This window comes from Gordonia amicalis (genome assembly GCF_022059885.1).
Classification (GTDB): Bacteria; Actinomycetota; Actinomycetes; order Mycobacteriales; family Mycobacteriaceae; genus Gordonia; species Gordonia amicalis.
On the sequence record NZ_CP091855.1, the window covers coordinates 3,133,811 to 3,151,536 of the forward strand.

Annotated in this window: 15 protein-coding genes; 9 read left to right on the forward strand and 6 right to left on the reverse strand. The window is 64.8% G+C overall.

Features of this window, described 5'->3' with window-relative positions:
• Nucleotides 1–97: 97 nt before the first annotated feature.
• Both IHQ52_RS14390 and IHQ52_RS14395 read right to left on the reverse strand, forming a co-directional pair.
• On the reverse strand, nt 98–919 hold the full coding sequence (locus tag IHQ52_RS14390; RefSeq protein WP_024499303.1) for a mycofactocin-coupled SDR family oxidoreductase: 822 nt from the start codon (nt 917–919) through the stop codon (nt 98–100).
• Nucleotides 916–1,539 carry a TetR family transcriptional regulator gene (locus IHQ52_RS14395; protein WP_157753396.1) on the reverse strand — a complete coding sequence of 208 codons (624 nt, stop codon included), beginning with the start codon at nt 1,537–1,539 and terminating at the stop codon, nt 916–918. The genes IHQ52_RS14390 and IHQ52_RS14395 overlap by 4 nt, the downstream gene beginning before the upstream one ends.
• A gap of 263 nt (nt 1,540–1,802) precedes the next feature.
• Here IHQ52_RS14395 and IHQ52_RS14400 point away from each other — a divergent pair, with 263 nt between their 5' ends.
• The 8 genes from IHQ52_RS14400 to IHQ52_RS14435 all read left to right on the forward strand — a co-directional run bounded on the left by IHQ52_RS14400 (nt 1,803) and on the right by IHQ52_RS14435 (nt 11,499).
• Entirely contained in the window at nt 1,803–2,975 is a 1,173-nt protein-coding gene (locus tag IHQ52_RS14400; protein ID WP_024499301.1) for a GNAT family N-acetyltransferase, read from the forward strand.
• Nucleotides 2,976–3,390: 415 nt separating this feature from the next.
• Nucleotides 3,391–4,185 carry an SDR family NAD(P)-dependent oxidoreductase gene (locus IHQ52_RS14405; RefSeq protein WP_096274053.1) on the forward strand — a complete coding sequence of 265 codons (795 nt, stop codon included), beginning with the start codon at nt 3,391–3,393 and terminating at the stop codon, nt 4,183–4,185.
• The gene (gene acsA, locus IHQ52_RS14410; protein ID WP_035760599.1) at nt 4,182–6,011 is read left to right on the forward strand and encodes an acetate--CoA ligase; all 1,830 of its coding nucleotides are present in this window, start codon (nt 4,182–4,184) and stop codon (nt 6,009–6,011) included. The genes IHQ52_RS14405 and acsA overlap by 4 nt, the downstream gene beginning before the upstream one ends.
• Complete coding sequence (pdhA, locus tag IHQ52_RS14415; RefSeq protein WP_024499298.1) at nt 6,008–7,009, forward strand: pyruvate dehydrogenase (acetyl-transferring) E1 component subunit alpha; 1,002 nt, start codon at nt 6,008–6,010, stop codon at nt 7,007–7,009. The genes acsA and pdhA overlap by 4 nt, the downstream gene beginning before the upstream one ends.
• The gene (locus IHQ52_RS14420) at nt 7,006–7,980 is read left to right on the forward strand and encodes an alpha-ketoacid dehydrogenase subunit beta (protein ID WP_024499297.1); all 975 of its coding nucleotides are present in this window, start codon (nt 7,006–7,008) and stop codon (nt 7,978–7,980) included. Before pdhA ends, IHQ52_RS14420 begins: the two co-directional genes overlap by 4 nt.
• Before the next feature lie 10 nt (nt 7,981–7,990).
• Nucleotides 7,991–9,223, forward strand: coding sequence for a dihydrolipoamide acetyltransferase family protein (locus IHQ52_RS14425; protein ID WP_024499296.1), 1,233 nt, complete (start codon nt 7,991–7,993; stop codon nt 9,221–9,223).
• 9 nt (nt 9,224–9,232) lie between these two features.
• On the forward strand, nt 9,233–9,478 hold the full coding sequence (locus IHQ52_RS14430) for an acyl carrier protein (RefSeq protein WP_006435584.1): 246 nt from the start codon (nt 9,233–9,235) through the stop codon (nt 9,476–9,478).
• Nucleotides 9,475–11,499, forward strand: coding sequence for an erythromycin esterase family protein (locus IHQ52_RS14435; protein WP_024499295.1), 2,025 nt, complete (start codon nt 9,475–9,477; stop codon nt 11,497–11,499). Before IHQ52_RS14430 ends, IHQ52_RS14435 begins: the two co-directional genes overlap by 4 nt.
• A gap of 72 nt (nt 11,500–11,571) precedes the next feature.
• On the opposite strand, the gene IHQ52_RS14440 is transcribed toward IHQ52_RS14435, so the two are convergent.
• Entirely contained in the window at nt 11,572–12,387 is an 816-nt protein-coding gene (locus IHQ52_RS14440; protein WP_024499294.1) for a slipin family protein, read from the reverse strand.
• A gap of 60 nt (nt 12,388–12,447) precedes the next feature.
• Entirely contained in the window at nt 12,448–13,335 is an 888-nt protein-coding gene (locus tag IHQ52_RS14445; RefSeq protein ID WP_191834947.1) for a universal stress protein, read from the reverse strand.
• A gap of 243 nt (nt 13,336–13,578) precedes the next feature.
• On the opposite strand from IHQ52_RS14445, the gene IHQ52_RS14450 reads away from it, so the two are divergent.
• Nucleotides 13,579–14,172 (forward strand): hypothetical protein, encoded by a 594-nt coding sequence (locus IHQ52_RS14450; RefSeq protein WP_024499292.1) that lies wholly within the window; start codon nt 13,579–13,581, stop codon nt 14,170–14,172.
• A gap of 58 nt (nt 14,173–14,230) precedes the next feature.
• Here IHQ52_RS14450 and IHQ52_RS14455 read toward each other — a convergent pair whose 3' ends face one another.
• A complete protein-coding gene (locus tag IHQ52_RS14455) occupies nt 14,231–14,956 on the reverse strand; it encodes an ABC transporter ATP-binding protein (protein ID WP_096274051.1) in 726 nt (241 codons plus the stop codon).
• Nucleotides 14,953–17,718, reverse strand: a complete 2,766-nt coding sequence (locus IHQ52_RS14460; RefSeq protein WP_024499290.1) for a branched-chain amino acid ABC transporter permease/ATP-binding protein — start codon at nt 17,716–17,718, stop codon at nt 14,953–14,955. The genes IHQ52_RS14455 and IHQ52_RS14460 overlap by 4 nt, the downstream gene beginning before the upstream one ends.
• Nucleotides 17,719–17,726: the final 8 nt, after the last annotated feature.

A 17,726-nucleotide genomic window follows, 5' to 3' on the forward strand; every position in this document is an offset into this window, starting at 1 on the left:
GCCGAATCGTCTACCACTGGAATCTGAGCCAGCCAATGGCCGACCGTTGCCTGTGGAAGACAATCGAACCCGGATCGATCCCGTGGAGCGCGTAGGGTCAGATCTTGGTTGCGCCGTGGTCTATCGGTAGCTGAATCCCGGTGATGGTGCGGGATTCGTCGCCGGCCAGAAAGACAACGGTGTTGGCGATGTCCTCAGGTTCTGAAATCGGCGGATCGAACCAGTACTGGCCCATGGCGGCGCTGTAAGAGGGGTTGTCGGCGAATACCTTCTCTCCGTCGGCGCCCATTGCTCCCATCGGGGTGTTTACGCCCCAGGGGTGGATAGAGTTGACGCGGATCTTGTACGGAGCCAGTTCTATCGCGGCTGATTTCACCAGTCCGACGACACCGTGCTTGGCGGCGCTGTAGTGGGCTTGTCCGGGTAGCGACTTGATCCCGGCCACCGAGCTGGTCGCGATGATCGAGCCACCGTTCCCGAGTTCGATCATGACCGGAGCCGCAGCGCGCAGCGTGTTGAAGACGCCAGTCAAATTGATGTCGATCATGTCCCGCCAGCGCTCCGGGGTCATCTCCCAGAATCGTCCCCAACTGACGATGCCGGCGTTCGCGACCACGATGTCCAGTCGCCCCAACTCCGCAACCCCTCGTGCCACCAACGCCTCCATTGCGCCCAGGTCGCGCACATCGGCCACTGCGTGCACCGCGCGCTGCCCGGCCTTCTCGACGAGGGCTACCGTCTCTTCCAAGTCTTCGGGAGTCGTTGCGGGATAATCGGTCTCGGCTGGCGACGCGCATATATCCGTGAGGATGACGTCGACGCCGTGCTTGGCGAGAGCGACGGCCTCGGCGCGTCCCTGACCACGCGCGGCACCGGTGATGAAGGCGACTCGGCCAGCCAGTGTTCCAGCGGTTGTCATGGTGTCCTGCTTTCTGTGAGGGTGCGACACCCGGGATCGGGGGTCAACAGTGGGCGCATGGTGTCGAGACAGGTCCGCACCGTGGCGGCGATTGCCTGGCGCGGATCTCGTGACCAGCGTTCGACGGCCACCCGATTGGCGGCGATCACACAAGCGGCCACGAACTCGGCACGGTCTCCATCGGGGTCGAGCTGGAGTCGGCGGGCCAACACTGGCTGCAACGCCGCGCGGCATCGATCATGCACACTCAGCCAGGCGGGCGCGAGCATCGGTGAGTTCGGCAGAGACTTGAGAAACGTCGCGTGCCGCCGGCCATGGGGTCCGTCCAGCACCGACTCAAGCGAGTCGACAAGCCCGTCTACCACTGACTCAGAGTGAGGTCGGCCGGCGAACCTGTCCACATAGTCCTGCCAGCCGGCATCGAGAGCGGGGGCGATGGCGTGCCCTTTGGTGGGGAAATATCGGTGAAACGTGCGCTCGGACACGCCGGCAGCCTGCGCGACATCGACGATTGTCGTTTCGACGAAGCCGTGCTCGGCGAACATGTCCAGCGCGGTGTCGGAGATGTCGAGCATGGCACTCTGCTGCCGCCGTTCACGCCAGCCCGACGGTGCGCTCATGTGGCGAGAGTACGCCTGTCCGGCAGATGACGCCATTACTGTCAGATGCTGCCACTGCAGTGTCCCTACGCAACCATGGAGCTGCCGGACGCGGCGAGTCACTTTCCAGCGATCGGCGTAGCAGCGACCGACTTCACTCGTAGGAAAACGGTGAATCCGGCCCATCTGCCGCAAAGACGAGAGTCCACTCCGTGAGTCTTAGGGCACTCGTTGCATGGCAATCGGCCCTAGCTCGGCTCCAGACGCCAGATTTCCATGGACGTATGACGGACGACGCGCGGTCTGCGGCCGAACAGGCCGGTGCGGGCTTCTCCCCCACGAGTACCCCCACCGACCTGCTCATCCGCCCATTGCAGCCGGCCGACCAGGCGTCGGTTGTCGCGCTGCACCAACAGATGGGTGATCGCGAGACCTACTTTCGGTTCTTCGCGCTGCGCCCGGGTGATCTCGCTGTCCTGGCAGCGGACATCTGCGCACAAGATGGCCGGCATCTCGCGCTCGGTGCGTTCACCGGGACGCGGCTGATCGGGGTCGCGTACTTGGTGACGGTGGGCCCGGCACCACAGCGTGATGGCCAGTCAAACGGGACCGAGAGTGGTGAGGTTGCGATGGTTGTCGCACACGATCACCAGGACCACGGAGTGGGTACCGAACTGCTTTACCATCTGGCGATCTGGGCCCGTGAAAGCGGATATCACGAACTCACCGCAGATATCCTCGCCGAGAACACACGCATGCTGCAGCTGGTCCGCGACCAGGGATGGTCCCGCTGGACTCGACGTGAGGGTGCAGTCCTTCATCTCGACGTCGACCTCGACCAAGCCGCCGGTGATCCGGTCGGTAGCCGTCGAGAGGTGACTTCAGGCCCTGATGTCGAGGCGACGTCGCGAGCACGCTGTAGTGAGGGAAGCTCTACGCCACCGAGGTACGACCAGATGACCGACAACAACGAGGCTCGCACCCAGCGATCCGGTGTCTTCCGGAGAGCAGCCGTTTTGCTGACCTCGCTGACCGCGCTGTTCGCCTTCGCCGGTGCCGTGGGCCTGATCGGTGGCGGTACTGATTTCGGTGAGACCATCAATTCCCGCCTGCCGCTGGATAGTCCGGTCTTGGCCGGCGTCGCGTTGGCCGTGTTCGTTGGAGTGCCGATGTCCGTCGCGGCCTGGTTGCTGTATCGAAAGTCCGACACCCGCGCGGTGTGGGTGTCGGTGGTGGCAGGAGGCTGGCTCATCGGGTGGATCATCATCCAACTCCTCGTCATCCGCACCTACAGCTTCATGCAGGCCGCCTGCGTCGGTATAGGTGTCGCCTTGATCGCACTGGGAGGCGCGATCCGATCTCGGGTCACCGTGGACGCACCTGCCCGGCGGGCCGAGGTTGGACCCGTACGAGGTCCACTCCCTCACATGAATGATTCGGCGCAACAGGATGATTGATTAGAATCCGCGGCCATGGCAGCAGTACTTCGTCCGAACCGCTGTCTGCCCCGCCTCGACGGCCGACCGTGCAGACGCAACACGACCGCTGAGGCGCCTTGCCGACCAATGCCGCACCCTGCGGAGCCGACTTCGATTCGGCCTGCCCCGGGGTCACGACATTCGACCCTGATCCTCCAGGGCAACACCACCTATCCTCCGTCGGCTGATCCGATCACTTCCGGATTTCGGCACGGATCAGCCCCGGTAGCCGAGTCGGCCCAAGGTGAATAGTATGAACCGCCCGAAAGCGGCATAAGGTTCGATCTCCGACGTTGGCCACACGACTGTGGGCCATTGGACACTAGAGGCGGGTGGATTCGGGGAGTCGAATGGTGATGAGGGCCTTCTCCACACCCGACGAAAGCCGCGAATCATGGCAGAGAACCACCAGCCCGACACCGGAGTCGCTCTGATCACCGGCGGCGCCCGTGGAATCGGTGATGCGACCGCGCGTGCGTTGGCCTCAGCAGGGATGACCGTGGTCATCGCGGACATTCTCGATGGTCATTCCGTTGCCGAATCGATCGGTCCCACTGCGATGTTCGAGTATCTGGACGTCACAGACGCGAACAATTGGCAAGCCGTCCTCTCCAGAACCGAGGAACGTGCCGGGGCCCTGACCGCTCTGATCAACAATGCCGGAATTCTCGACTTCGGCAGCATCGAGACCTTCACATCCGATCAGTTTCATCGCATTCTCGAGGTCAACCTGGTCGGCCCCTACCTCGGTATGCACCTGGCCGCGGATCAACTTCGGCGCAGCGGATCGGGGGTGATCGTCAACGTGTCGTCGACAGCGGGACTGATGGGTTATCCGAATCTCGCCGGCTACGTCGCGAGCAAGTGGGGATTGCGGGGACTCACCAAGGCCGCCTCACTCGACCTCAGCGCCGACGGCATCCGCGTCTGTTCGGTACACCCCGGACCGATCCGCACCCCGATGACCGAAGGGCTCGGCGACGAGCTCACGATGAATCAGCCGATACCTCGCTACGGTGAGGCAGATGAAGTCGCGCGGATGATCCGGTTCATCGTCACCGAGGCGACATATTCCACCGGCGCAGAGTTCGTCGTCGACGGAGGCGCGGTCACCGGTCTCGCGGCCGACCTCGACCTTCCCGAAGCCGCTCCGAGCGCCGACGGTTCGCTGACCAGAGCATCACGATGACCCGACAGCCGGCCGCTGCGCACGCCGCCACCGAGATCATCCGCAAAACGCCGGCGGAGCTGCTGGTGCGCCCCAATTTCGACGACTATCAGGCCACGCGGGAAACGTTCAGCTGGGCGCGGTCAGACCCCCTGCTGCGAACCCCCGACGGCGGGTGCAACATCGCCTACACCGCGGTCGACCGCCACGCCGACGGCGAGGCCGGCGCTCGAACCGCGCTACGGTTCATGGGATCCCCGGCCACGACCGGCACGATCGGCAGTGTCGATCTGTCCTATGACCAGCTGGCGCACTCGGCCCGGCGGTTCACCAATGTGCTCCGCGAACTCGGCATCGGCAAGGGCGACGTCATGTTCGTCGTCGCCGCCCGCGGCCCGGAACTCTATGCCGGGGTGATGGGCGCTCTCCGCAACGGCACGATCGTCTCTCCCCTGTTCTCCGCGTTCGGACCAGAGCCGATCGCCACCCGGATTCGGCTCGGCCGTGGCGCAGTCCTGCTCATCACCGAGTCGCTGTATCGCAAGAAGCTGGCGGCGATCCGCGACACGATGCCGACTCTGCGCCGGGTCATCGTCATCGGCGAATCTGGTTCGGTCGCTACGGTTTCCGGAACGGAAAGCTTCAGTGAACTCATGGCCGCGGCCTCTGACGACGCCGACTTGACCCCGACCACCGAAGACGATCCAGCGCTGCTGCACTTCACCAGCGGGACCACCGGCACTCCCAAGGGTGCAGTCCACGTCCACGGCGCCCTCGCGACCCACTACGCAACCGGCTTCTACGCACTCGACCTGCACCCAGACGACATCTACTGGTGCACAGCCGACCCCGGTTGGGTGACCGGCACGTCGTACGGAATCATCGCGCCACTACTGCACGGCATCACCTCGATCGTCGATCCCGAAGACTTCGATGCCGAGCGTTGGTACCGGATCCTCGAGCAGGAGAAGGTGTCGGTGTGGTACACCGCGCCGACGGCGATCCGCATGCTGATGAGGGCCGGGGAGGACCTGGCGCGCAAGTTCTCACACCCCGATCTGCGGTTTGTCGCCAGCGTGGGCGAACCGCTGAATCCCGAGGCGGTGTGGTGGGGACGCGATGTCCTCGGGCTGCCGATCCATGACAACTGGTGGCAGACCGAGACCGGCGGCATCATGATCGCCAACACGGCGGCTTTCGACATCAAACCGGGATCGATGGGACGGCCGCTACCGGGTGTCGACGCGTGCCTCGTGCAACGAAGCGCAGACCACCGCGTCACCGTCATCGATACCCCGGACCAAGTCGGGGAACTGGCCCTTCGCGCAGGGTGGCCGTCGATGTTCCGCAGTTACCTGAACAACGCCCAACGCTACCGGGACTGCTTCGTCGACGATCTGTACCTCACCGGGGACCTCGCCACCAGAGACGCCGACGGCTACTACTGGTTCGTCGGACGTGCCGACGACGTCATCAAATCCGCCGGACACCTGATCGGCCCATTCGAGGTGGAGAACGTGCTGATGGAGCATCCCGCAGTGGCCGAGGCCGCGGTGATCGGCGTGCCCTCTCCGGTGACCGGCGAAATGGTCAAGGCGTTCGTCACCCTGAAGCACGGATATGAATTCGACGACGCACTGCGTCGTGAGCTTCTCGGGCACGCACGCAAGAAACTGGGGGCGGCGGTCGCCCCCAAAGACGTCGAGTACGCCGCGGCGCTACCGCACACCCGCAGCGGCAAGATCATGCGGCGACTGGTACGCGCCCGCGAACTCGGACTGCCCGAGGGCGACTTGTCGACGTTGGAGTCCGACGGCCACATTCCGACATCCGAGGCGAAATCATGAGCAGCCCGTCAGCGATCCGCGCTTATCGTCAGGATTTCCTCCACGGGCTTCTCTGCGACATGGTTCGCATTCGCAGCATGGAGGAACGCGCAGCAGAACTGTACGGAGCCACCAAGATTCGTGGCTTCCTGCACTTGTACGTGGGACAGGAAGCCGTCGCGGTCGGAGCACTACGAGCCTTGACTGACGACGAAGCGGTGGTTGCAACGTACCGCGAGCACGGTCATGCATTGATCCACGGCGTACCCATGACCGCGATCATGGCGGAGATGTTCGGCAAGCAGGAGGGGTGCTCACGCGGACGCGGTGGGTCGATGCACCTGTTCGACTCTCGCACCCGATTCTTCGGCGGCAACGCCATCGTGGCCGGAGGGCTACCGCTCGCGGTCGGAATCGCCTTGGCCGAGGCGATTCACGGACGCACGCGGGTGACGGCGTGCTTCTTCGGTGACGGCGCCGTCGCCGAAGGCGCCTTCCATGAATCCGTCAACATGGCAGCACTCTGGAATCTGCCGATACTCTTCTGCTGCGAGAACAACCGGTACGCGATGGGAACGGCTCTCGAACGGGCGCAGTCACAAACCGATCTACGGGCCAAGGCCGCGGCCTACAACCTGCCCACTGTCCAGGTGGACGGTATGGACGTGATGGCCTGTCACGAGGCCGCAGACCACGGCGCGGAATATGTCCGCGATACCGGCGGGCCGTACTTCATCGAGTTCCTGACCTACCGGTTCCGCGCGCATTCGATGTTCGATCCGGATCTCTACCGGGACAAGGCCGAGGTGGACGAATGGAAGAAGAAGGACCCTATATCGACCTTCACCGCACGACTGAAAGAGTTGGATCTTCTCACCGACGACCAGGTCTCGGCGATCAAGACCCGGGCCGAAGCAGAGGTCGACGCGGCGGTGGCGTTCGCGGAGAAGGGCACCCTTGAACCCGTCGATGACCTCCTGCGTGATGTTTCCACGCCACACGCCGAGGAGGCGCTGTGAAGACCACGTATCGAGGTGCCCTTCGCGACGCCCATCGAGAGGCGCTTCTCTCCGATGACCGTGTCTTCGTGATGGGTGAGGACGTGGGTCGCTACGGCGGTACTTACGCGGTCACCAAAGGGCTACTCGAAGAGTTCGGACCAGAACGGATTCGGGATGCACCGCTGTCCGAACTCGGTTTCGTCGGCGTCGGCGTCGGCGCCGCTTTGAACGGTTTGCGCCCCATCGTCGAGGTCATGACGGTCAACTTCAGTCTGCTGTCCCTCGATCAGCTGGTGAACACCGCAGCGGCGTTGCGGCACATGTCCGGGGGGCAGTTCTCCGTCCCGCTCGTGCTCCGGATGTCCACGGGTGCAGGTCGTCAGCTCGCTGCCCAACACTCCCACAGTTTCGAGAACTGGTACGCCCACATCCCGGGCATCACCGTCCTCGCGCCATCGACCGTTGCCGATGCTGGCGGGATGCTCGCACCGGCCCTGGCAGATCCCGATCCTGTCGTCATCTTCGAACATGCACAGCTCTACAACCTCGCCGACGATCTCGAGGACCCGTTCGATGTCGACATCACCTCGGCAGCCGTCCGGCGACCGGGCACCGACCTCACCCTGATCACCTACGGAGGGTCGTTGCCCAAGACACTGGAGGCCGCCGACGAGCTTGCCGAGGACGGGATCAGCTGTGAAGTAGTCGATCTGAGAGTGCTCAGACCGCTCGACATGGCGACGGTCGTGGCGTCGGTGACGCGAACCCACCGGGCGGTGATCGTCGACGAAGGGTGGCGCAGCGGCAGCCTCGCCGGTGAAGTGATGGCCCAACTCGTCGAGCAGGCCTTCTACGACCTCGATGCACCTCCCGCACGTGTCTGCACCGCCGAGGTACCCATCCCCTACGCGCGCCAGCTCGAACAGGCCGCACTCCCACGACGAGAGACAATCGAAGCCGCGGTGCGCTCCGTCATGGGATCGGAGTAGGTGAGGCGTCGTGATCGAGTTCCGGCTTCCCTCACTCGGTGCCGACATGGACGAGGCGAAGCTCACCGAGTGGCAGATCGCCCCCGGAGACACCGTTGAGAAGGGGCAAGTCGTCGCCGAAGTGGAGACCACCAAATCCGCAATCGAGGTGGAAACCTGGCACGACGGCACCGTCGCCGAGCTGAAAGTCGAAGTCGGCGAGACCATTCCGGTCGGAACGGTGATGGCCACTTTCTATGAACCGGGCGAAACACCGTCCACGGTGAAACAACCGGCACGAGGCGATGCAGGGGCGCCATCGTCGACGCCCCCACCCGCAGCGCCTGCCGAACCGGTTCTGGTGACCGCTCGAACCTCCCCTTCGGCCGGGCCGACCGCACCGTCCGTCCCACATACGACCACTGTTGCGGCCCCGACCGGCCCCATGGCCTCGAACCGAGTACGCATCTCCCCCGCTGCCCGGCGTCGTGCGCGAGAGCTCGGACTCGACCCTGACCGCTTGCGCGGCACCGGACCCGGAGGCGCGATAACACTGGACGACGTCGAGCAGCATGCCAAAACCACTGCACCCGACAGTCGAGCACGAGAAATGCGTCGCACCATCGCTGCGGCGATGAGCCGGTCCAAAAGGGAGATACCGCACTACTACCTCGCCGAGACGATTCCGATGGAGACGGCGTCGAGGTGGTTGTCCGAACGCAACGCCCAACACCCGGTCGAAGAGCGTCTTCTCCCGGCCGTCCTGATCTTGAAGGCCGTGGCCGTCGCCGCGCGCAAATGTCCGTCGATGAACGGATTCTGGACCGACGACGAGTTCACGATGCAAGCAGACGTCCACGTGGGAGTCGCGATCGCGTTACGGGGCGGCGGACTGATCGCCCCCGCGATCCATGACGTGCCCGACAAGTCTCTCGACACCCTGCAGTCCGATCTCGTCGACCTGGTGGCGCGTACCCGCAGCGGTAAGCTGCGCAGCTCCGAGTTCACGGACTCGACCATCACGGTGACCAACCTCGGCGACAACGGCGTCGAGGCCGTCTTCGGCGCGATCTATCCACCGCAGGTCGCGCTGGTCGGCGTGGGCACGATGACCCAGCGTCCCTGGATCGTCGACGGCGAGATCAAACCCATCCCGGTGGTCACCGTTTCGCTCTCCGCCGACCACCGAGCCAGCGACGGACGCCAAGGCGCAAAGTTTCTCTCCACCATCCGAGAACTGCTGCTGCGGCCGCACGAACTGTGAGGAGCAACCATGGACGATGAGACGACCACCACCGCGGTCGTGGACGCACTGCTCGAGGTGGCACCCGAATTGTCTGACGGGGATCTCGCTTTCGACGAGCCCATTCGCGAACAAGCCGACCTGGACTCGATGGACTGGTTGAGCTTCTTGACCGGCATCAAGAAGAGACTCGGGGTCGACGTGCCCGAAGAGGACTACGCCAAGCTCCGAACCGTCGCCGATGTCGTTCGCTACGCACAGGAGATCAGACGATGAACTCGCCCGTGACAGCGAGAACGACGGCACCGCAGCTGTTTCGTGACCGTCGGGAGGCCGGGCGCGCCCTCGCCGAGCTGCTGTCCGGTTTCCGCGATCACGACGACGTCGTCGTCCTCGGCCTGGCCCGCGGTGGAGTTCCGGTCGCCTTCGAGGTCGCCGCATCGCTTCGACTGCCGTTGGACGTGTTCGTCGTGCGCAAACTGGGACTGCCCGGGAACGAAGAGTTCGCCTTCGGGGCAATCGCAGCCGGCGGACGCATCGTGCTCGACGACGACGTGGTGCGAGCCGGTCGAGTCACCCAAGAACAGTTGCGGACCGTGGTCGAACGAGAGACCCGCACGCTCGAGAAGCGGGAGAGGCTGTACCGAGGGGCTCGCCCGCCGCTGGAGATCGCAGGCACGACAGTCATCCTCGTCGATGACGGACTGGCGACCGGAGCCAGCATGCGGGCAGCGGTGAGTGCGCTACGCGAACGTGAGCCGGCCGCGATCATCATCGCGGTCCCGGTGGCCCCCGAATCCACCTGTCTCGCACTCGCCGGAGCGGTCGACGAAGTCGTCTGTGCCTCCATGCCAACACTGTTCGCAGCCGTCGGCCAGTCATACCGGACCTTCCCGCAGGTGCCCGACGACGAGGTCCGAACCCTGCTGTCCACACCCACCACCACGCCCTCAGAACATCCGCACGAACAAACCCTGGCGGCCGTCGTCGCACGATCGGCGATCGAGTGCAGATACGGTGTCCCGCCGGATGCAGTGCTGGACGACTTCATCGGCGACGCGGAATTCGTACTCATCGGCGAGAGTTCTCACGGCACCGAAGAGTTCTATGACTCCCGCGCTCGAATCACCCGGTGGCTCATCGAGAACAAAGGCTTCACGGCGGTGGCTGCGGAGGCCGACTGGCCCGACGCCTACCGAGTCAATCGCTGGGTCCAGGGGAAGGGAAGTGACGGATCCGCCGACGAGGCGCTGTCGGGGTTCGAACGGTTTCCGGCGTGGATGTGGCGAAATACCGTGGTCAAGGACTTCGTCGACTGGCTGCATCGATACAACGCCGGCCGAGCACAGGATCTGGATCGAGTCGGTTTCTACGGGCTCGACCTCTACAGTCTGCACCGCTCGATGCAGGATGTGATCGCCTACCTGGACACCGTTGATCGCGAGGCGGCCCGGCGTGCTCGCGCGCGATACGCATGCTTCGATCACTCCACGGCTGCGGATGGACAGGCATACGGGTACGCGGCTGCGTTCGGTGCAGGACAGTCCTGCGAACAGCAGGTCGTCACCCAATTGGTCGAGATGTACGCCGCGACCCTGGAACGTCTCCGCGGCGACGGCGCGGAGGCCGATGAACTGTTCTGTGCCCGGCGGAATGCCGTGGCGGTGAAGGACGCCGAACTCTATTACCGCACCATGTTCCGGGGTCGGGTCACGTCCTGGAACGTGCGCGACCGCCACATGGCCGAAACCCTCGACGCGCTCGCCGAACATCTGTCTTCACGTTCGTCCAGCCCGGCGAAGATCGTGGTGTGGGCACACAACTCGCACGTGGGCGATGCACGGGCGACCGAAGTCGGAGCCGACGGTCAGCTGACCCTGGGGCAGCTGGTGCGTGAACGGTATCGGCGACGCTGTCGGCTCATCGGATTCTCGACGTTCGAAGGAACCGTCACCGCCGCAGACGAATGGGGCGGACCGGCTCGACGCATGACGGTTCGCCGCGCACTCCCCGGTAGCGTCGAAGAGGCCTTCCACCAGGCGGGAGTGCAGTCGTTCTTCTTGTCGTCGCAGGCGGCCGGTGCGGCCGATTCGGTCGACTCGATTCGCCTTGCTCGCGCAATCGGTGTGATCTATCTGCCGGAAACCGAACGCCAGAGCCACTACTTCCACGTCCGCGTTCCCGAACAGTTCGACGCGTACATTCATCTCGATCGGACAGATGCGGTGCGCCCCCTCGAACCCTTCGGTATGTGGGAGGAGAGTCAACACCCCGAGACGTACCCGACCGGTCTGTGACGAAATGAGAAGATCGCCACGCAGGGTGGACCTCAGACGGATGGCCCGGACGAGATGGTGCTGTTGACCGTGTCAGATGTCCGAGCTGTCTCCGCGGAATCCGGGAGCGTCTCGTGCGCCGTTTTCGCGGGACAAGAACGCGGTCAGGTCGGCGAGTGAGGCCATCAGCGGCGCTGGGAACACCACTGTCGTGTTCTTCTCCACGCCGATCTCCATAAGGGTTTGCAGGCTGCGGAGCTGCAAGGCGATCGGGTTCTCGGCCATGGTCTTCGCTGCGGTGGAAAGCTGATGGGCGGCAACGGCTTCCCCTTCGGCCGCGATGATCTTGGCGCGCTTCTCCCGCTCGGCCTCGGCCTCGCGGGCCATTGCGCGTTGCATCCCACCGGGCAACTGGATGTCCTTGAGTTCCACCAGTCGAACCTCGACGCCCCATTCCTGCGCGGTCATCTCGAGGATGCGAAGGATGTCGTCGTTGATCGAGTCGGTATGTGCGAGCACGTCGTCGAGAGAGTGTTGTCCGACGACTTTGCGCAGCGTGGTCTGGGCGATCTGGTTGATCGCTGCATGGACGTCTTCGATTTCGACCACCGCCTTCACCGGGTCGACGACGCGGTAGTAGGCGACCGCGGAGATGTCCACGCTCACGTTGTCTCGGGTGATGATTCCCTGCGATTGGATCGGCATCGTCACCACTCGCATGGAGACCTTGATCATGCGGTCGGCGACGGGGATGATCAGGCGCAGTCCTGGTTTGCGTGTGCCGGCGAGTTTGCCGAAGCGCAACACGACGCCTCGTTCGTACTCGGGAACGATCCGGATGGCCGTGGCGGCCACGAGCAGGATCGCGACGATTGCGCAGCCGATCACGACCCACGTGGTTGTGGTCATCTTCCCACCTACCTCTCTGAGAGGCCTCCACCAGTCAAGACCTCGGCGACTTCCGACCGGTCAGGGATTCTTGTGCACCACCATCACCGGACACGGGGCCACCTCCATGACAGCCCGGCTGGTCGATCCCAAGAGCAGACCGCGGAAACCACCGCGGCCCCGCGTTCCCACCACGACCAGTTGTGCTGACTGTGCGGCGTCCACGATCTCCTCCGCCGGTGAAGCGATCCCGACCCGCCGCTCGATCTTGACGTCCGGAAAGTCCTCCGGATAACCGGCGAGCTGTTCACCCAGCAATTCTTCGGCTTCGTCTTCGAACTGTCGAAGGGTCCTCTGATCCGCACCGTAGAACGCGGCTCCCGACGAGCCTCCGTACGCATGCACCCCGAGCAGAGCCGTCTTCAACAGGTCCGCCTGACGGAACGCGTGGCCGATCGCAGCCGTCGACGTAGGCGACCCGTCGACACCGACGACCACGGGTCCGGTCGTCGGAGCAGGGCCGCCGACCACCACCACCGGACACTCTGCGTGCGCTGTCGCGTCATTGCTGACCGATCCGAAGAGCAGTCCGCGGACTCCACCCAGCCCACGTCTACCGAGGACAAGCATGTGGGCCCAGGTAGACGCGTGCCGGAGCGCGAGCGTGGCCGATCCGCTCACGGTCTTGCCCTCGACGTCGACGTTCGGGGCGACGTCGGCCGCCACCTGCGTCGCGGCGTCGAGGGCACGCGCCGCGCCGGCATGCATGGCCTCCACCACTGCCGGGGAAGTCATCGTCGGTGCCGGCGCATATGCGCCGGGCACGATGCCCACCGCGGAGATCAGACGCAGATGTCGTTTCTCCCGGACGGCGGCGCCGGCCGCCCAGCGAACCGCCATCAGAGCGCAGTCCGAACCGTCCACACCGACGACGATCGGTGCCGTCGCATCGGTCACTGAATCAGTCATGGTTGTCTCCCAGATGTGGCGCCGCCCGTTCCCCTCCGGAAACTTCATCGTCGTACCGACCCGACGAGAACGGCGGGGTCGAAAGTCACCAGTAGATCGGAAAAGGTCCTGCCGCGTCGGGCATCGCCCGCGGCGTGAGGCCCGGTCGACCTGCGACCTTTCGTGCGACCAACCCGATTTCAATGTGAAAAGCTTTGTGCCGTAGTCTTTTCACCCGTGAATCCCGCTGCTGCCAATACTCTCGTGACCGATCTCACTGCCCACGCATGCGTATGGTGCTCGTCCAGCGAGGACATCGCGGAACTCCGCGGGGAACCGCGATGCGGACGCTGCCGCACCGCAGAACAGACCGTCGCCGCGGCCCGCGAGTTCGTCGGGTTCTATGGTCTACGACCCCTGGGTGGGTCGCTGGCGTCCGACGATGAAGAAGAACGCGAACACCGGGTCGCAGCTCGCGAAGCCTGGGCGGTGCTGAATCAGACCCGTACGCACACTCCACCGCGAGGTGCATCCCGGTCCGGGCAGCGTGGCGTCGCCCGCTCCGCGTCCACCGCGACAAAGACAGGTGGAAACGCTGCGCCCGTCAAGGCGCAGAACGTCAAGTCCGGGGGCACCCGACCCGCCGACGTCTCCCGACCCGACCGTGCTGCGCTCATGAACCGCGCCGAAGCCCTGCTGGCACAGCTCGCCGAAATCGAGGAACGCCTGGCCGTCGCTCAGAAGGATTCCGGCTTGAGCGGCAAGGCGAAGGTGTCCGACCTGACCGCCAAGCGCGATTCTGTGTTGCGCACGCTCGCCGCGTTGGAGAAGGCCAAGCGGGCGCTGGAGCCGGCCTGACAGTCGGCCGGTTCAGGACTGGATATCGGAAGGGTCTGAGCTGCAGTTCGATTTCCGCTCAGGACGTAGCGAACGCCTCCCCCATGTACGCGTTCTCGATCACCTCGGGCGTCGCGGCGAGTTCGGCGGCATCACCTCGGAGCACCTGGTTGCCGTGGCGCATGACCATGGCGGTGTCCGCGACCTCGAGGGCGAGCTGGACATGTTGCTCGACGAGGATGACCGCAGCACCGGTGCTGTCGGCGACGGCACGCACCACGGGTAGAAGACGTTCGACGATGACCGGCGCCAGACCCATGCTGAGCTCATCGATCAGCAGGACCTTGGGGTGCTGAACGAGAGCCCGCCCGATCGCGAGCATCTGTTGCTCACCTCCCGACAGCGCACCGGCCGGCACCTTGAGCCGGTCGGCCAGCTGCGGGAAGGTCTCCAGGATCGAATCGCGTTCGGCCGGCCAGGAACGTCGCGATCGGACCGAGAGCCGTAGATTCTCCTCGACGGTGAGCGAGGTGAACAACGAGCGGTCGTCGGGAACCAGGACCAGTCCGGCCTTGGCCGCCCTCCGAGCGTGTCCGGACTTCACCTGGTGTCCGTCGACGGACACCGTGCCGGCCAAGGTCGGCAGCAGGCCGGCCAGCGACATCAACACCGTGGTCTTCCCTGCCCCGTTCGGGCCGAGGAGCGCCAGCACCTCCCCCGCGCCGAGCTCGAGATCGAATCCGCGAACGCACGGCCGACCGTTGTATCCGGCGTCCAATCCGGTGCAGCTGAGTACAGGGTTCATGCCTTCAGCTCCTCACCGCTGTGGGTGGCGCCGAGATAGGCGCTGGTAACGGCCGGATCGCTACGGATCTCGTCGGGGGTTCCGATCGCGATCACCTTGCCGAGGTCGAGAACGACTATCCGGTCACAGACGGCAAGAACCAGTTCCATGTCGTGGTCGATCATCACGACGGTCACCCCCGCATCGCGGATCGCTCGGAGTCGGTGTCCGAGCCACAAGCTCTCGGTGCTGTCGAGGCCGGCGGCCGGCTCGTCGAGGAGGACCACCCGCGGTCGCCCAGCAAGTGCGCGAGCAACCGAGACGAGCTGCCGCCGTCCCTGCGAGAGTTCCTTCACCTGGCGATCGACCACCGGGACGAGGTGCAACAACTCGAAGAGCCGGTCCAACTCGTCCACCCCCAGCATCGCCGTGTCCGGGCGGTGCCGGGCGGCGGTGGTGCCGACGGCGACATTCTCACGGACCGAGAGGTCGTCGTACAGTTCGATGCCCTGGAACGTGCGACCCAGCCCGTGGCGGCTGCGTTGGAAGGGGCGCTGCCCGTCGAGGCTGTGGCCCTCCAGGTTCACACTGCCGGTCGAGTCCGCGAATCCGCTGATGGCGTCGATGAGGGTGGTCTTGCCGGCTCCGTTGGGTCCGATGAGGCCGATGATCTCGCCTTCGCGGACGTCGAACGACACGTTCTCGACGGCGGTCACGCCGCCGTAGCGGACGCCGATCTCCTTCGACGACAGGATGACCTCGCCGGGTGCGCGGGGTGCCTCGAGAGTCGGCGAATCGGTGCCGGGCGAGATGGCCAGTTCGAGTTCGGCGACGGTGTCCTTGCGGTCGAAGACCCTGGTGCGCAACCAGTTCGTCGCCTTGTGCACCTCGGAGATGATGCCCTCGGGGTTGGCGATGATGGTGATGACCAGGAGGATGCCGGTGATGACGTGGTAGTACGTGCCCAGGTTGACCGCACGGTCGAGCAGGACGAACAGGATGCCGCCGGCCCCCATGATCCCCGCGAGAACGCCGCCGGAGACACAGGTGACACCGGCCAGGTACACCAGTGCGAACATCCCGATTCCGGCGATGGCGGCATATGATTCGGGAACCACGACGGTCTGCTGATAGGCCATGAGTGAGCCGCCGATCCCGGCGATGAACGCGCCGATGGCGAACGCCACCAGCTTCGTTCGTGACACGTTCACTCCGGCCGCCGCGGCCGATCGTTCATTCGCGCGTACCGCCAGCATCGAGGCGCCCAACCGGCTGGTCCGCAGCCGCGCGACACCCAGGCCGACCAACGTCAGGACGATGAGGCACAGGACGCCGAACGCGATGTTGGGGTAGGTGTTCCCGGAACCGATGCCGAGATCCAGGCCGAACAGGGACGGATCCTTGACGGCAGCCCCGTCGATTCCTCCGTTGAACTCGTTGTTGCGGAACCAGAACGCCTCCAGGAACACCGCGAGACTGAGCGTGACGACCGCGACCGGCAGACCCCGGATGCGCAGTGCCGGGAGTCCGACGACAACACCCACCACCGTCGCCACCACGGCCGCCAGCACCGGTGCGATCGGGAACGGAACACCCCAATCGGTGGTCAGACGCGACATCATGAACGCTGCCACTCCCGCAAGGGTCAACTGCGCCAATGAGATCTGACCGGCGAACCCGGTGACCACCACCTGGGACAGGGCGATGATCGCCACCGTGAACGTGACGATGACCGCGCCCCGGACACTGCCCTCGGTGAAGATCAGGAACCCGAGTGCGACCACGACACCGGCGATGCTGGGAAGCAACAGATTTCGTGGACGAGGTGCGGCGCCCAGTGTGTTCTGGACGATGGCGCCGCGGGTGGGTAGGGGTTTGCCGCGCAGCACCAGGAAGATCAAGATCATCGCCAGGGGTATCAGCTCGGCCATCCCTGATTGCGGCATCCAGCTGACCGTTGCCTGCAGGTGTGTCATCTCCGACTGCAGGACTCCGATACCCAGCCCGGCCGCTACCGCCGGCCCGATCGCACTGAAGTTGCCGACCAGGGCAGCGGCCAGTGCCGGCACGATGAACAGCGTGTAGGACACCGGGATCAGCGGGACGATCGGGGCGATGAGGATGCCTGACAGACCCGCGATCATCGTCGACAGTGCCCAGTTGGCGTAGGCGATGCGTTCAGGTGACAGACCTGCGACGATCGCACCTTTCTCCGATTCGGCGGCCGCTCGGGTGGCCAGACCGAAGCGGGTCAGACGGAACGCCAGGATCAACAGCACCGTCAGCACGACGACCAGCGCCGCAATCCAGACGCGATCAGCCGGGACCCGGATGTCGCCGATCTCGATGATCTCGGTGGGCAGGATCGCATCCACCGACACCGGGCTGGTGCCCACCCGGGCGGCGAGCACGGCCTGGATCACCAACATCACGGCGATCGACGCCACCGCCTTTGCTGTCGCTGGTGCGGTCCGCAACATCCGGAACACGCAGAGGTACAGGAGAGCGCCCAACCCGGCGGCGATCAGTAGAGCGATCACCATGGCGGGCGCCAGTCCCAGGGGTCCCCCGAGATCAATTGTCTTGGGAAATCCCGGGATCGGGATGAGGAGTTCACCATCGCGCAAGTACGCGTACGTGTACGCGATGTAGAGCGCGATGGCCCCGGTGGCGAAGTTCACCACACCCGAACTCCGGTAGGTCATGACCAGAGCCAGCGCCAATGCTGCGTAGACAGCGCCGTTGCCGAGCCCTAGGAGCAAGAACTGGATATCTTGGGTCATCTACCGAC

Bases quoted from the DNA above. Each gene is read 5' to 3' on its own strand.
- IHQ52_RS14395 (WP_157753396.1), bottom strand. From the start codon at position 1,539: ATGAGCGCACCGTCGGGCTGGCGTGAACGGCGGCAGCAGAGTGCCATG.
- IHQ52_RS14445 (WP_191834947.1), bottom strand. From the start codon at position 13,335: ATGACTGATTCAGTGACCGATGCGACGGCACCGATCGTCGTCGGTGTG.
- IHQ52_RS14390 (WP_024499303.1), bottom strand. From the start codon at position 919: ATGACAACCGCTGGAACACTGGCTGGCCGAGTCGCCTTCATCACCGGT.
- IHQ52_RS14405 (WP_096274053.1), top strand. From the start codon at position 3,391: ATGGCAGAGAACCACCAGCCCGACACCGGAGTCGCTCTGATCACCGGC.
- IHQ52_RS14460 (WP_024499290.1), bottom strand. From the start codon at position 17,718: ATGACCCAAGATATCCAGTTCTTGCTCCTAGGGCTCGGCAACGGCGCT.
- IHQ52_RS14400 (WP_024499301.1), top strand. From the start codon at position 1,803: ATGACGGACGACGCGCGGTCTGCGGCCGAACAGGCCGGTGCGGGCTTC.
- IHQ52_RS14430 (WP_006435584.1), top strand. From the start codon at position 9,233: ATGGACGATGAGACGACCACCACCGCGGTCGTGGACGCACTGCTCGAG.
- IHQ52_RS14455 (WP_096274051.1), bottom strand. From the start codon at position 14,956: ATGAACCCTGTACTCAGCTGCACCGGATTGGACGCCGGATACAACGGT.
- IHQ52_RS14435 (WP_024499295.1), top strand. From the start codon at position 9,475: ATGAACTCGCCCGTGACAGCGAGAACGACGGCACCGCAGCTGTTTCGT.
- pdhA (WP_024499298.1), top strand. From the start codon at position 6,008: ATGAGCAGCCCGTCAGCGATCCGCGCTTATCGTCAGGATTTCCTCCAC.
- IHQ52_RS14440 (WP_024499294.1), bottom strand. From the start codon at position 12,387: ATGACCACAACCACGTGGGTCGTGATCGGCTGCGCAATCGTCGCGATC.
- acsA (WP_035760599.1), top strand. From the start codon at position 4,182: ATGACCCGACAGCCGGCCGCTGCGCACGCCGCCACCGAGATCATCCGC.